This is a genomic window from Paenibacillus sp. LBL, assembly GCF_029893715.1.
Lineage (GTDB): Bacteria > Bacillota > Bacilli > Paenibacillales > Paenibacillaceae > Paenibacillus_AQ > Paenibacillus_AQ glucanolyticus.
This window is the reverse complement of record NZ_JARXYU010000003.1, coordinates 510,841-526,056: the sequence shown is the minus strand read 5'-3', so window position 1 is coordinate 526,056 and position 15,216 is coordinate 510,841. Positions and strand designations below refer to the sequence as shown.

Below are 15,216 nucleotides of genomic sequence, written 5' to 3'. Positions count from 1 at the left end.
CTGGTTAAGACTATAACCGAAATACGAAATGATTGGTGAATTTCATGAAATCCATACCCTTTTATAAACGCCCGTACGGCGGTGAGCGTCAGGATATTCCGTTTGCCAAGCTGGCTTCCTTCGAGAACAGCCAGGACCTGATCAGCGATGACGCGCCGGATGCGGCTTTTTTTCGCGGCTTGGAATCGCAGGGGCTGCTGCTGAACCGAGCCCAGATCCAGGCCGTACGACATACGCAAGGACCGCTGCTCACGCTTGCCGGAGCCGGCTCCGGCAAGACTTCCGTGCTGGTAAGCCGGACAGGCTACCTCATCGCTGCCCAGAGGGTCGATCCTGCTTCCATCCTGCTGGTCACCTTCTCATCCAAGGCAGCAGCCGAGATGAAGGAGCGTATTATGGCGCTTCCCGGCCTAAGAGCTAATGAAACCGCCAAGGTAACGGCAAGAACTTTTCACTCCTTCTTCCTGTACCTGCTGCGAACGCGAGGTTACAAACAAGAAATTCTCAGCAACTCCAGGCATCAGCAATTCATTATGAAGCGAATCCTGCGGGAAATGGGATTACAGGACAGCTACGAGGCGGAAACCCTGCTCTCGCTGTGGTCCGCTTACAGGATGAGTTTGACCGGTCTTGACGACTTGTCCGTGAAAACCCCTGCCGAAGTGGAGCAAAGACAAATCTTCGCCCGATATGAAGCATGGAAGGAAGATCATGGCCAGATGGATTTTGACGATATTCTGGTCTTGTCCTACCGTCTGCTGTCTAATGACCCCGGACTTCTTGCCTCCCTTCAGCGGCGGTATCGTTATGTCATGGTCGACGAGTTTCAGGATACAGGACTGCTGCCTTATGAGCTGCTGAAGAAAATCGTCGCTCCCCACCGCAACCTGATGGTGGTCGGTGACGATGACCAGACCATATACGGCTTCAACGGCGCGCGCAACGAATTCATTCTGGAATTCGACCAGACGTTCCCCGGGGCCAAGGTGGTGACGCTGGATATTAATTATCGCTCCCTCTCCTCGATTGTCGGGCTCGGGAATGAAATAATTCGCGTCAATGAACGCCGCCGGCCCAAGCAGCTTCAGTCCACCCGCAAGAGCAGCGGCGTGCCGCTGTATCTTCGTCCCGGCGATCCCGACCAAGAAGCGGAGCTGCTCCTGACCCATATCACCGCGCAGGTTCAGGAGCATGGGAAGCCATATCGTGATCATGCGATTCTGTACCGGACCGCGAATAACAGCCGAGCGATCTTCGAGCAGCTCGTGATGCGGGAGATTCCGTTCATTCATTACGAGAACGGAGATCTGTTCTATGAGCAGTGGATTGTCAAACCGCTCATGGACCATCTGCGGCTGTCGCTGGACCGCCGCAATTTCACGGCGATGGAGGGTATGCTCCACACCCTTTACATCAACCGGGACAAGGGCATGGCCTTCATCCGGCAGCAGGATGCTCCGCGTCCCAAGAAAGGTCCTCTTTCCCACCTGCTCACGTTTCCCGGTCTTAAGGATTTTCAGATCGAGAATATAAGGACGCGCTCCAAGCTCATCAAGGGACTTAAGGCGATGGAGCCCCTTCAAGCCGTGCAGGAAATGAGGCGGCAATTCTACGACAAATTTCTGGAGGCGGACGAGCGTCAGGAGATGACCCTCCATAAGGAATTTATACAGGAGGGACTCGATGAACTGGAGGCTTCGGCAAAGCGCTTCAGCGAAATCAGCGAATTCGTCGAGTTTGTCGACCGGCTGATCATCGTTCATAAGGAAATGGCGGCTATGAAACGGGACGAGCACGCAGATGCGGTCCGGTTAATGACCATCCATAAATCCAAGGGGCTGGAGTTTCCCTCGGTCTGTCTCATCGGGGCAAGCGAAGGCATCCTCCCGCATACGTCGGCTCTGGATGCCGAGCGCAGGGACGATCAGCGCCCTCTATCGGGCAAAGAGGATAAGGCGCTTGACGCGCTGGAAGAAGAGCGGAGATTGGCTTATGTAGCCATCACAAGAGCACGGGATGAATTGATTATCAGTTCACCCGGCTTTTATCGGGGACGGAAAGCGGAGGTTTCCCGCTTCTTCCGGGATGTGTTCCTCACAGATGAACAGAGCAAGCAAGGCAATAGCATACCTGGCAAGGTCGGTGGATCGATGGCCCGCCCATCCTTTACGGCTAAACGGACGATTAGCATAGAAGCCTCGGCCAAGCACTCATCCCTATCCCCTTCTACCAGACCAGCCCTTGCGAGTGCTGCTGGCCATAGAAACCAGAGCTCGCGCTCGGTTTCGGCTTCCAGCTCGCTCAGTCAGACTGCCAGCGTTGCTACAGAGATCGTTGATGTGTGGCTGTGCACCAGCCCAAACTGTAAGGGCTGGCAGCGGGTCAGCACCCCTACCTCTGCTAACATACGAGACCGGGAGAACAAGTCCTGTCCCCTATGCCAATCGCCTATGAAACGGGGGCAAAAAGAGGTCCCGGTGCATCAAAGGCGCCCAAATTCGTAATGTTGGAAAAACATCATGATCAAAAAAGACTGAGCCTTCCCCGTTCTTCATCGAACGGTCAGGTTCAGTCCTTTATTCTACTTTCTCTATTTCTGAAACGGCTCGATATAGGCATCAATTCGAGCCATGACATCTTGAGTAAGCGCAGCGATCCTCGCCTGTGCCTCCTCATTGGTGCTTCCCTGAGCTGCAAAATACATCTTGATCTTCGGTTCCGTGCCGGATGGGCGAAGACAGAACCAGCTTCCATCTGCGAGACGGAACTTCAGCACATTCTCTTGCGGCAGATCATACAGTCCCAGGCTGAAATCCTCGATTTGACTAAGCTCGATACCCCCTACTTCATTTGGTGCCGATTCGCGCCAAGCGCTCATGATGCCCCCAATCAGCTGTACGCCTTGAATGCCCTTAAGCGTTCTGGTCTCCAGCTTCTCGGCAAAATAGCCATAGGTATCGTAGAGTTCCTGGAGCACTTCATATAAGGACTTGCCCTGCGCTTTATAATAAGCGCCAGCCTCCGCAATGAGCATTGCGGCAACGACAGCGTCCTTGTCACGGGCATAATTACCGGCAAGATAGCCGTAACTCTCCTCATAGCCAAAAATACATTCAAATTCTCCGGTTTTCTCAAACTGCGTCATTTTCTCACCAATATATTTAAACCCGGTCAGCGTATTAAATACGGACATTCCATAAGCTGCTGCTATGGCAGCTCCCATCTCACTGGTTACAATCGTTTTGATGATAGCACCGTTCTCCGGCAGCGTTCCTTTTTGCTTCATGGATTCTAGCAAGTAGTGCAACATGATAGCGCCCGACTGATTACCGCTGAGGATAAAATACTCCTCTTGATCGTCTTGAATCACAGCGCCCATACGGTCGGCATCCGGATCGGTACCGAGGATGAGGTCGGCGCCGCACGCCTTAGCCTGGGTGATGGCCAACTCAAACGCGGCATGCTCTTCCGGATTAGGCGATTGTACGGTTGAGAAATCGGCATCCGGCTGCTCTTGTTCGGGCACGATATCCACATGCTGAAATCCAAGATGCTGCAGCACTGCACGTACGGGAACATTACCAGTTCCGTGCAGGGGCGTAAATACAATCCGGTAATCGCCGCTCGCTTCACGAATGATTTCGGGATTTTGGCTCACACCTGCAACAGCAAGGGTATACGCATCATCAATCTCTTGGCCGAGCCATACGAGCAAGCCCTGGGCTTCGGCCTCTACCCGATCCAGCTTAACGATCTCCTCGAAAGAGCCGATGCGTCCGATCGCTTCGATTACCCTGGAGGCCGTATCGGGTGTGATCTGCCCGCCATCCGCACCGAACACTTTATATCCGTTGTATTCCGGTGGATTGTGGCTGGCCGTAATGACTATTCCCGCCTCCGCATTCAGATGCCGAACCGCATACGACAGCTCAGGTGTCGGACGAAGTGAATCGAATACATAAGCCTTAACGCCATTCCCGGCAAACACCAAAGCGGCTTCAAGCGCAAACTCCGGTGAGAAATGCCGGGAGTCGTAAGCGATTACTGCTGAAGGCGATTCATACTCCTCTTGCAGCACAGCAGCAAGTCCTTGCGTCGCTTTTCCCACGGTATAAATGTTGATTCGATTAGTGCCTGCGCCGATGACTCCCCGGAGTCCCCCGGTTCCGAATTCCAGATCCTTATAGAAACGATCTACGATTTCATTCTCGTTATGCGTTAATTCGCGAAGCTCGTCCTTGGACCCTTCGTCAATTACCCGGCTGCTCAGCCATTGTTCGTAAGCCTGTATCGCTCGTTCTTGAGTTTGAATGGTCATGCTAAACTCAGCCTCCATCTTGGGAATCATCCGTTCATTATAGTCAATCGCGCGGGGCTGCCGTTGAATCGCGCTCAATGAGTGTTGTCGGCAGCAGCAGCTCCATGTGCGGCGCATCGGGCTGCTTCATTCGCCAGAACAGCTGCCGGATCGCTGTTTTACCGAACAGACCGAGATCTACCCCCATGGTGGTGGTCTTCGGCGTAGCCAATCTGGATAGCTGGCCATTATCAAAGCTGATAATCGAAATATCGGCCGGAATATGATAACCCATATTACGAATGGTGGAATTCACGATAAAACCAAGACCGTCATTCACACAGAACCACGCGGTTGGCTGTTCATCCAGCTCCTGCAGCCGCTTCTCCATAAACTCCTGATCTTCCTGCGCATCGCTAAGAATCCAATTCGGTTGGAGTTCCATCCCAAGTTCATAGTGGGCAAGTCTGAATCCTTCAAGGCGTTCGTAATAGCTTGGAGAGAAGGACGTATTTCCAACAAAACCAATGTCTCTATGTCCGAGCTCGTAGAGATGTTTAACGACATGATAGGCACTGAACCGGTTGTTCGTAAGAATAGCATCGGCCTGCACTTCGGGATGGTGATGATCGATAAGCACGGTAGGAATCCCCGTGTCGATTAGCGTGTTCATATATTCGGTACTGAGATGCGAGAGGATCAGAATCCCGTCCACTTCTCTTCCCTCAATAAAAGGGGGGAGCGTCTGATCCTTCATCATCTGCTGGGAAATGGATTGAATGAGCAGCTTCTTCCCTCTCTTCTGCACTTCATTTTCTATCGTAAGGTAGATTTCCCCGAAAAAGCCCCGCATCGAGAAGGCAAAATCCGTTGCTACAAGAGCAATACTGCCTGTAGATTCTTCCTTGTCCTCCTGGTCCGGGAATCGTTTGCGATTACCCGTATAGACATAGCCTAACTCATCCGCCGCTTGAATGATGAGCTTGCGCGTCTCCTCGCTGACACCGCCTTTACCTGATAGTGCTTGCGAAACCGAGTTCTTGGAGATTTGCAAGTGGTCTGCGATATCCTGCATCGTAATTTTTGGCTTAGTCAAGGATAACGTTCCTTTCTCTTTATAGTAAGAATAGTTGTATAGGGTGAATGGATTCTCATCATACTATACCGAAAACCATCAGAGATTTGAAAGCTTCTTGGCTTAACATTACAAACATTATTTTAACATTACAAGTTTAATGTGTAAAGTGATATATTTGTGTAATTTACCTCACAGGAATTAATTGTTTGTTGTATTCCACATGATAAAGCGTTGACAAAAGCATGATTCATGAATAATAATGTTGATATAACGCTTTCAGTAATGAGTAATTATATTTTGTAACGTTACAAAGATAGCGATTTAAACTTCCGTTAATGGAAGACACATTGCATTTGGGAGGAAGGGTCAACATGAAAAAATCAAGAGTTTCTTTGCTTCTGGCAATTACATTGGTAGGTGGAACGGTCCTCGCAGCTTGTGGTAATGGCGGCGGCAGCGGGGGGCAAAGCGCTGATGGTGTAACTACCGTTGAGTTCTGGGCCGCTCCTAACCCGCCGCAGCAAGCATTTTGGCAAGAGATGGCCAAAGAATACGAAGCTGTGAATCCGGACGTAAAGGTTAACGTTAGCGCCATTAAAGAATCACCAAGTTCCGAAGCGAGTATTCAGGCTGCCATTGCTGGCGGGAATGCACCGACGGTAGCAGAGAATATCAATCGTGGATTCGCTGCGCAGCTATCCAACAGTAAAGCGCTGGTCGCTCTTGATGAACTGCCGCAATTTAAAGAGATGGTAGAGTCCCGTAACATGGCGGAAACGATTGCCCCTTGGGAATTTGCAGACGGCCATCAATATGTACTGCCGATCTACTCTAACCCGATGCTCATTGGCTGGCGTACCGATTTCCTCAAAGAAATCGGATATAATGAGCCGCCTCAAACCTACAGTGAGGTTCTGGAAGCAACAGCGAAGCTGAAAGCAAAATATCCGGATAAATATATGTGGGCCAAAGGCGCTGACCTTGCGGACCCTACAGCTTGGAAACGCTGGTTTGACTTCTTCCTGCTCTACAATGCAGCTTCAGACGGCAACAAATTCATTGAAGGCCAAAACCTGGTTGCTGACGATAAAGCCGGCGTTGAAATGCTGACTTTTGTCGATGATCTTCGCAAGGCTGGCGGCATATTGGCCCAGAATGCAACCGATCCATTCGAAACCGGCGCCGGTGTGTTCACTGATATCGGTCCTTGGACATTCGATATGTGGGCAACGAAGTATCCTGAACTTAAATATGGAGAGAACTTCACCCTGACCCTGCCTCCGGTTCCGGATCATATGGATCCGGCCAATGCCAAAACCTATGCGGATGCAAAAGGCCTCGTGATTTTCTCCGGTGCTCCTGAAGCGTCGCAGCAAGCTGCTGCCGAATTCTTGAAATGGGTTTATGCCAATGAAGAAAATGACGTGAAATGGTTTAAGCAAACCAACCTGCCGCCGGCACGTGATGATCTGAATGAAGTGGAAGGCTTCAAGCAGATCCTCGCTGAAAAACCGGAGCTGGCTCTGTATGCGGAAACGGTATCCAAAGGCGTTCCTGCCATGGATAATCCAAAATTCAATGAACTGCAAACTTTAATTGGACAAGAGGCCTTCAATAAGGTCATTCGCGGCGAAATCGATCCGCAAACCGGTTGGAATAACATGAAGAAAGCGATTGAAGGTGAACTTTAATCATGATTAATAAGCAAAATAATAAGTTGGGCTGGCTTTTCGCCAGTCCCTACATTATTTTCGGACTGGTATTTTTTCTGGGACCACTGCTTTGGTCCTTGTACCTTTCTTTTACGAATTGGGATCTTATCGCCCCCGAATTTGATTTTGTGGGACTGGACAATTTCCGAAAAGCTATGGCAGCGCCCGGTGTGCAATCCGCCTTCTGGGTGACTTACAAATTCATGATGCTGTTTGTTCCACTGGTAACCGCCATGTCGCTGGCCGTAGCCGTTGTTATTCAGGGATTGCCTAAATTCAAAAGCGTATACCTGATCGGGTTCTTCCTGCCGTATCTATCCTCAGGAGTTGTTGCATCCCTGATCGTACAAGGCTTTCTATCTTACAACAGCCCGGTCAACGAGTTCTTAAGAGGCACCTTCGGGATTAATATCGACTGGCTCGGCTCACCTTTCTCTGCACTGTTTATCGTCGGTTTGATTCTGGCCTGGAAGTTCACAGGTTATTATGCGTTGATCCTGACGTCGGGTCTTGAAAGCATTGACAAAGAAGTTTATGAAGCAGCTGCCATTGATGGGGTAAGCGACAGACAGCGCTTCTGGAAAATCACACTGCCGCTCTTGTACCCTGCCCTGTATACAACACTCATTCTTTCGTTCGGCGTAACCTTCGGCATCTTTACAGAAGTTTACCAGCTGACGGGTGGCGGACCGAACTTTGCAACCAATACATGGCAGATGGAAATCTTTAATCAAGCCTTTACGAATCTGCAAGCAGGATATGCATCCGCGATTGCCATTATGGCATCGATTGTCACGTTCATCTCGATCTTCGTGATTCGTAAACTGCTGGAAAGCTGGGGGAAACGAAATGGTTGGGTCTAAGAAAAATAGTAAACGTCGTCTCGCGAGCCGCTATGTACTGGCCACCCTTCTGCTTCTCGTCATGGTGTACCCCTACTTGTACATGGTGCTCAACTCGTTTGCGGATTGGGCACAAGTGGACAGGCAGCTCGTTCCAAGCAAATTTTCTTTAAAATCCTATGAATGGCTCCTGACCGGCGGCGAGGTCGGCATTGCCCGTCCCTGGATGAATGCATTCTTCAACAGCGTCATCGTTTCAGTTGCCTCCACCTTCCTTATGATGTTGTTCGGAATCATGGTAGCCTATGCGCTGTCCAAATTGAAATTCCGCGGACGCGATACCGTGAATAACTTCGTGTTATTCCATATGTTCTTCCCGGCGATCATTCTGCTGATTCCAAACTTCCTCATCATCCAGAAGGTAGGACTTTACGATACGTACTGGGCCATGATCATTCCTAAGGCCGTCAGTTTATGGGCGATTTTCATGTACACCAACTTCTTTAAAGCTGTTCCGGATGCCTTTATTGAAGCAGCGAAGTTGGATGGCGCATCGGATTTTAAAATTTTGTACAAAATCATGCTGCCCATGTCCAAGTCCATAACCGCGGTTATCTTCCTGTTCTTGCTAATGGAGCGCTGGACAGAGCTTCTATGGGATATGATCGTTGTTCGCAGCGACAACATGCTGACACTCAACGTTCTCTTGTCCCAGATGTTCGGACCGTATGGCAGTTATCCTGGTCCGCTGTATGCTGCATCCGTCCTGCTCACCGTGCCGATTATTATCATGTTTGCAATCTTCGGCAAAAAGTTCAAGGAAGGCATGCAGTTCAGTCTCAAATAAAAACAGGATATTTTCGAAATAACGTCCGATGGCTGCAGGAAGCTCGTTTAAGAGGTCTGTACTTTACATTACAACCTGCTATTCGGGCTTCTTCTTAAATAAAGGGTGAAAACAGAAAACACCTTTCATCCGGGAGTGGAGAACGTATGGATCGATATCCAAAAAAGTGGTGGCAGGAAACCGTCTTTTATGAAATTTATATGCCCAGCTTCTGTGATGGCAATGGGGATGGCATCGGAGATTTCCCCGGAATCACATCCAAGCTGGATTACCTGGAGGAGCTAGGAATCGGCGGGATATGGCTGACTCCCTTCTATCTGTCTCCCAAGATCGATAACGGCTACGATATTTCAGACTATTACGCGGTCGATCCGCAATATGGGACGATGGCAGACTTCGATTATTTCATTCATGAGGCTCATCAGCGGGGCATCCGGGTCATTGTGGATCTTGTGCTGAATCATACTTCATCTGCCCATGCCTGGTTTCAGGAATCCAGATCCTCTCGCCTCTCTCCGAAACGCGACTGGTATATTTGGAAGTCTCCTGATGAACAAGGCGCACTGAATAACTGGGAATCCTTTTTCGGCGGAAGCGCCTGGGAATGGGATGAAGGCACGGGGCAGTATTACTACCATGCCTTTGCGAAGGAACAGGCTGATCTGAACTGGGCCAACCCGGAAGTCCGCCGGGCGATGAAGGATGTTATGGGATTTTGGCTGGAGAAGGGAATCGACGGCTTCCGGCTTGATGTCATCAATTTTCTTAAAGTCTCGGGCGAATTCCTGGATAATCCGGTAGATGAGAAAGGCAGACAGGTCCATCGATACGATCAGAACCAGGATGGGATCCTGGAGGCGATCGGCGACATTTGCGGCTATGTGCATGAACGGGAAGGCATTTTTATGGTAGGTGAAGTCGGCTCTGAGGATATGGACATCCTGCGCCGATACAGCGGCAGCGGTCTGCTCGATGTGGTGTTTAATTTCAATCTGGGCAGCCAGGAACGATTCCGGCCAGCGGATTTATATCGAGAGCTCCAATTGATGGAAGACCAACATACATCTGACCAGCTTCCAACCTTGTTCTTCAGCAGCCATGATATGCAGCGCCACATTTCGAGATTCGGCGAAGGTAATACGGAGCTGGAAGAACAGAGAGCCAAGCTGATGGGAGCCCTTATGTTAACCGCGAAGGGTATCCCCTTCCTCTATTATGGCGATGAGATCGGGATGAGAAACCATATCGCGCACCGAATCCAGGATATGCGGGATATTCAAGGCATCAGCCATTATGAGATCGCCCTTAAGAATGGAAAAACGGAAGAAGAAGCATTAAGCATCGCCCGGGCCAAGAGCCGCGATTATTCCCGTTCCCCCATGCAGTGGAATGGAAGCCGTTACGGCGGTTTCTCGGAAGCGGCACCCTGGATCGGGATGGGTCCCGGGCACGAACGGATTCATACGGAAGCGCAGCGGGAGCAGCCAGATTCCATTTATTCTTTTTATAAAAAGCTGCTCTCGCTCCGAAGCCGATATCCGGCCATCGCGGCCGGTGAATACGTTAAACTCGAACGATTGACAGGTGACGCAATCGCATATACCAAACGCTCCGGTAGCGATGAAGCCGTCATCGTGCTCCAGTTCGGGAGCGAGCCGCTTAGGCTGGACCTCTCCTATTGGTCCGATAAGAAGCTGGAGATGGCAGCGGCTAGTGACGAGATTGTACCGATCGGCGGGTCTCTTATCGAAATCCCCCCTCATACGGCAGTGGTCTGGCTTTCCTAGGACGCAATTATTATATGGTTTATATAAGGAGGCTGCATGACAGTGGCAATGAATAAATCCGCAGTGAAAACATGCAAAGTGCTGTTGCAAGAATATCAAGACAGGAAGTCTAACGTTCAAAACCCGGTTAAACTGCATTTTACCGGCGTAGGCGACAAAGACGTGTATAACATCACGGCTCCATTCCGGATCGATGGGGTCACCGTGATTGCAGGCCGGGTGGAATCGCGGGACAGCGAGCATTCGGAAATTCACTTTTTTATGGAAAAGGACGGGGCTTGGATGCCCCTGGGGGGCGCACCTGTCCTCACGCTGCAGGATCCGTTCTTTACCTTCATCCAAGGCGAACTGGTGCTGGGGGGCGTTGAGATCTTCCCGCATCCTGCGATGGAGAATGCGCTGATGTGGAGAACCGTGTTCCGGAAAGGCAAAACGCTGAATGAGCTCTCCCCTTTCTTCACAGGCCCCGATGCAATGAAGGATCTACGCCTCGCGGAGCTGGTAAGCGGTGAGATTGGCGTGTTCACCCGTCCTCAAGGTGAAAAAGGCGGCCGGGGTAAAATCGGGTTCACCAAGGTAAAGTCGCTGGATGATGTGACGGTAGAGCTTGTGAACGATGCTCCTCTCTTGCCAGATCAATTTATCGATTCAGAATGGGGCGGGGCTAACGAACTGCACATTCTGAGAAATGGGCTTGTCGGCGTACTCGGTCATGTGGCCAGCTTCGATGAAGCCGGTGATCGCCACTATTATCCCATGGTGTTTGCCCTCGACCCGCAGACTGGCGAATTCAGTGATATGGAATTGATTGCTGTACGTGCCGAATTCCTGTCGGGGGAAACCAAGCGTCCGGATCTGGCTGACGTCGTATTCAGCGGAGGTCTCGTTCGCCATTCGAACGGAACCGCCGATCTCTATGCCGGAATCAGCGATGCCGAAGCACATCGCATCACCATTCAGGACCCATTCCTCAAGTTCGAACAGTAACATTACAGCCGTTCTCATATAAAAAAAACGCTTATTTGGATAGGGGTAAACAACCATGAATATATACAGATATGAGGAGAACCCTCTCATTACACCGGCTGATGTGAAGCCGTATCATGAAGGTTTTGAAGTAATTGGCGCTTTTAACGCAGGCGTAGCCGAATATAACGGTGAGGTGCTGTTGCTGCTCCGCGTTGCGGAACGTCCGGTCAGTGCTGACCCGATGATTGTCAAAGCGCCTGTATTCAACGCAGCAACGCAGAAGCTGGATATTTTGGAATTCCGTACCGATGATCCGCGTTATGACTTCTCAGACCCTCGCGTCATTCGCAATGTGAATCACAGCGCCACCTTCGAATATCTGACATCCTTGTCTTATATTCGAGTGGCTCGCAGCAAAGATGGACATCGATTTACCATAGATGACAAGCCGCTGGTCTATCCAGCGCAGTCGCTGGAATCCTTCGGTATCGAAGATCCACGCGTCACGCAAATTGGGGATACGTATTATATCTACTTCTCCGCCGTGTCCCCGGTCGGTGTCGGTGAATCGATGGTATCCACACAGGATTTCGTGAACTTCACGCATCACGGGATGATATTCGGACCGGACAACAAGGACGTGCTGATCTTCCCCGAGAAGATAGGCGGCAAATACTATGCGCTGCACCGCCCGACCACAAAGAGTACGGGTAATCCGGAAATGTGGATTGCAGAATCCGATAACCTCTTGTACTGGGGCAACCATAAACATCTTGCCGGACTCCGTGACGGCATGTGGGACAGCGGCCGTATGGGCGGCGGAGCCGTGCCATTCCGCACGGAAAAGGGCTGGCTGGAGCTCTACCATGGCGCAACGCTCGATCACCGCTACTGCATGGGCGCCCTGCTGCTGGATCTGAACGATCCATCCAAAGTAATTGCCCGCTCCAATCATCCGATCATGGAGCCGGAAGCCGATTATGAGAAGAACGGTTTCTTCGGAGACGTGGTCTTCTCCTGCGGCGCGCTGGTGGATGGCGATGTCGTGAAGATGTATTACGGCGTAGCCGATACGTCCATGGCTTGCGCTGAGCTGAGCGTGAAGGGAATTTTGGATAGCCTGACTTACGAATAAGATGTCTGCCTGTCCAACAGGCCCTGCTGATAGCAGTACCGCATCATGATTGTTGACACAGCAGCATGAAGATAACACCACAGCGTGATGCTGACACCCAAACCAAGGCCAGCTTTAGCAGGTCTTGGTTTTTTGGCATCTGCATATGATGGTATATTGATATCACACTACACGGGATGCCGAAATGACTTAGCCTGAAGAAGCACAGCTGCTGAGCCCCAAGGATAACATCCGGGTTTATTTCTCCGATTTTGCAAATATATATATGGAAGCGTATACAAAATGGGCTACAATAGTCTTATGAAATCATCTGATCTCAAGCTTATATACATACCGAGGAGGAATGCCGTCATGATTAAAGGAATCGCCCATCTGGCGTTTGATGTTGCCGATATGGAGAAGTCCCTGCATTTTTACTGCGACGTTCTTGGCTTTACCCGCGCTTTTGATATCCCGAACGATCAGGGCGAGCCATGGATTGAGTACATTAAGGTGTGTGATGGACAGTTTATCGAGTTGTTTTACGGTGGTCAAAATAAACCGGCACATGTACAGCGGCCTGTCGGGTTCTCCCATCTCTGTCTTGAGGTTCAAGATATCGACAGCTTGGCGGAGCATCTTCGCAAGCAGGGCATAACACTCGACGTTGAACCCGTTCAAGGAAAAGACTTCAATATGCAGTGCTGGGCCAGGGACCCGGACGGTAACCGGATCGAATTCATGCAGCTAGACGCCAGATCCCCGCAGATGAACAGCTGAATATACTCGCTCTCATCCCGTTATCACACGAAATACCGCATAGGAATAACAAAATTTCTGCTAGGCAGCTTGATGTAAAGATACGCTCTGGCAGCTGCTTGATTGCGTTACAAGGTCATCCCGCAATTAGGGGGTTGGCCTTGTTTTTTCTTGTCCAGAATGTAAGGACAGGCAGTGCCATTAAACATCTTGCCAACATCTGCTAATCCGGCTACAATATAACCACCGAATTATTCAAATTTGAATAATATATACATAGTTGAATATGGAAAAGGAGTATTCTTAACATGAATGCACAACAAAGCAACATCAAATTGGTCGTGGCCGGTCTGCTGCTGGGCATCTTCATGGCCGCCATCGATAACACGATTGTAGCCACGGCTTTATCGACGATTATCCGCGATCTTCAGGGCTTCGACCAAGTCGTCTGGGTAACCTCGATCTACATGGTTGCCGTAATGGCCGGCACACCGATCTTCGGCAAGCTGTCCGATATGTACGGGCGGAAACGGTTCTTTATATTCGGGCTGGTTGTCTTCCTGATCGGTTCCGCCCTCTGCGGGATGGCCAACAACATGACAGAGCTTATTATTTACCGGGCGATTCAAGGAATCGGCGGCGGTGCTCTTATGCCGATTGCGTTTACCATCGTGTTTGACCTGTTCCCGCCGGAGAAGCGCGGTAAAATGACGGGTTTGCTCGGTGCCGTATTCGGTACCTCCAGCATTATGGGACCGCTGCTGGGTGCTTTTATTACCGATAGCGTTGGCTGGGAATGGATATTCTACGTCAACGTTCCAATCGGGATCGTATCCTTTATTTTCATCATGACTTCCTATAAGGAGACCCGTTCCCATGCCAAGCAGAAGATTGACTGGACGGGAGCCGCAACGCTTGTAGGTGCCATCATCTGCCTAATGTTCGGTCTGGAGCTGGGCGGGCAAACCTTTGCATGGGACTCACCGCAAATTTTGGGCTTATTCGGGGGATTCATTGCCCTGTTCGTTGTGTTTCTCTTCGCGGAGACCCGGGCAGCTGAGCCGATCATTTCGTTCCAGATGTTCCGCAAGCGCCTGTTTGCCTCGAGCAATATCGTGGCCTTGTTCTATGGCGCAACCTTTATCGTGGCAACCATCTACATTCCGATCTTTGTTAGCGGAGTGTATGGCGGAACCGCAACCAATTCCGGCCTCATTCTGATGCCGATGATGCTCGGCAGCGTTGCCGGCAGCCAAGGCGGCGGTATGCTCACAACTCGAACTTCGTTCAGGAACATTATGATCCTGTCGGTGTTTTGCTTTATTGCGGGTATTTTCTGCCTGAGCACGATAAATCCTGATACGCCTCGCTACCTGTTGACGATCTTCATGGTCCTGACCGGCTTTGGCGTCGGGTTCTCGTTCTCCACCCTGAGCATGGCCTCCATCCATAACTTCGATGCCAGACAGCGTGGTGCAGCCACTTCGACGAACTCCTTCCTCCGCTCGTTCGGCATGACGGTCGGGATCACCATTTTCGGTATCATTCAGCGCAATGGCCTGAACAGCCGACTTGCTGAAGCCGCAGGGAATGCACCGGCCGGTGTCCCGCTGAATGCGGATGTGGTGCTTTCGCCCGAGGTGATGGGCCAGCTTTCTCCGAACGTACGCGAGCAAGTCACGGTTTCATTGGCCGATTCCATATCAAATACGTTTATGTGGGCGCTTGTGCCAGCGGTGCTGGCTCTGGTGTTTGTGCTCATGATGGGCAACGAACGGGTGGCCGTTCCTAGTAAGGTCAAGGGAGCCTAG

General features: G+C 50.7%; 11 protein-coding genes. 9 read left to right on the top strand and 2 right to left on the bottom strand.

Features of this window, described 5'->3' with window-relative positions:
• Positions 1–44: 44 nt before the first annotated feature.
• Complete coding sequence (locus M2277_RS10645) at positions 45–2,504, top strand: UvrD-helicase domain-containing protein (protein ID WP_280754741.1); 2,460 nt, start codon at positions 45–47, stop codon at positions 2,502–2,504.
• Between the two features lie 86 nt (positions 2,505–2,590).
• Here M2277_RS10645 and M2277_RS10640 read toward each other — a convergent pair whose 3' ends face one another.
• Complete coding sequence (locus M2277_RS10640; protein WP_051449343.1) at positions 2,591–4,318, bottom strand: phospho-sugar mutase; 1,728 nt, start codon at positions 4,316–4,318, stop codon at positions 2,591–2,593.
• A gap of 43 nt (positions 4,319–4,361) precedes the next feature.
• Positions 4,362–5,393, bottom strand: coding sequence for a LacI family DNA-binding transcriptional regulator (locus M2277_RS10635; RefSeq protein ID WP_228029888.1), 1,032 nt, complete (start codon positions 5,391–5,393; stop codon positions 4,362–4,364).
• Between the two features lie 353 nt (positions 5,394–5,746).
• Between M2277_RS10635 and M2277_RS10630 the strand changes: the two genes are divergently transcribed.
• From M2277_RS10630 to M2277_RS10595, 8 genes are all read left to right on the top strand, one after another.
• Positions 5,747–7,066, top strand: a complete 1,320-nt coding sequence (locus M2277_RS10630; protein WP_280754740.1) for an ABC transporter substrate-binding protein — start codon at positions 5,747–5,749, stop codon at positions 7,064–7,066.
• A 5-nt stretch (positions 7,067–7,071) separates the two neighbouring features.
• Entirely contained in the window at positions 7,072–7,950 is an 879-nt protein-coding gene (locus tag M2277_RS10625; protein ID WP_234972779.1) for a carbohydrate ABC transporter permease, read from the top strand.
• On the top strand, positions 7,937–8,776 hold the full coding sequence (locus M2277_RS10620; RefSeq protein ID WP_006207931.1) for a carbohydrate ABC transporter permease: 840 nt from the start codon (positions 7,937–7,939) through the stop codon (positions 8,774–8,776). The genes M2277_RS10625 and M2277_RS10620 overlap by 14 nt, the downstream gene beginning before the upstream one ends.
• Positions 8,777–8,922: 146 nt before the next feature.
• Positions 8,923–10,563, top strand: a complete 1,641-nt coding sequence (locus M2277_RS10615) for an alpha-glucosidase (RefSeq protein ID WP_006207930.1) — start codon at positions 8,923–8,925, stop codon at positions 10,561–10,563.
• Positions 10,564–10,605: 42 nt separating this feature from the next.
• Positions 10,606–11,550, top strand: coding sequence for an MTP-1 family protein (locus M2277_RS10610; protein WP_006207929.1), 945 nt, complete (start codon positions 10,606–10,608; stop codon positions 11,548–11,550).
• Positions 11,551–11,605: 55 nt separating this feature from the next.
• On the top strand, positions 11,606–12,667 hold the full coding sequence (locus M2277_RS10605) for a BtaManbiosPhlase (RefSeq protein WP_006207928.1): 1,062 nt from the start codon (positions 11,606–11,608) through the stop codon (positions 12,665–12,667).
• 351 nt (positions 12,668–13,018) lie between these two features.
• Entirely contained in the window at positions 13,019–13,426 is a 408-nt protein-coding gene (locus M2277_RS10600; RefSeq protein ID WP_006207927.1) for a VOC family protein, read from the top strand.
• A gap of 287 nt (positions 13,427–13,713) precedes the next feature.
• On the top strand, positions 13,714–15,216 hold the full coding sequence (locus M2277_RS10595) for an MDR family MFS transporter (protein WP_280754739.1): 1,503 nt from the start codon (positions 13,714–13,716) through the stop codon (positions 15,214–15,216).

What these genes read in the sequence shown, in the direction of transcription:
- M2277_RS10640 (WP_051449343.1), bottom strand. Translation starts at nt 4,318, where the DNA reads ATGACCATTCAAACTCAAGAACGAGCGATACAGGCTTACGAACAATGG.
- M2277_RS10595 (WP_280754739.1), top strand. Translation starts at nt 13,714, where the DNA reads ATGAATGCACAACAAAGCAACATCAAATTGGTCGTGGCCGGTCTGCTG.
- M2277_RS10600 (WP_006207927.1), top strand. Translation starts at nt 13,019, where the DNA reads ATGATTAAAGGAATCGCCCATCTGGCGTTTGATGTTGCCGATATGGAG.
- M2277_RS10630 (WP_280754740.1), top strand. Translation starts at nt 5,747, where the DNA reads ATGAAAAAATCAAGAGTTTCTTTGCTTCTGGCAATTACATTGGTAGGT.
- M2277_RS10620 (WP_006207931.1), top strand. Translation starts at nt 7,937, where the DNA reads ATGGTTGGGTCTAAGAAAAATAGTAAACGTCGTCTCGCGAGCCGCTAT.
- M2277_RS10645 (WP_280754741.1), top strand. Translation starts at nt 45, where the DNA reads ATGAAATCCATACCCTTTTATAAACGCCCGTACGGCGGTGAGCGTCAG.
- M2277_RS10615 (WP_006207930.1), top strand. Translation starts at nt 8,923, where the DNA reads ATGGATCGATATCCAAAAAAGTGGTGGCAGGAAACCGTCTTTTATGAA.
- M2277_RS10605 (WP_006207928.1), top strand. Translation starts at nt 11,606, where the DNA reads ATGAATATATACAGATATGAGGAGAACCCTCTCATTACACCGGCTGAT.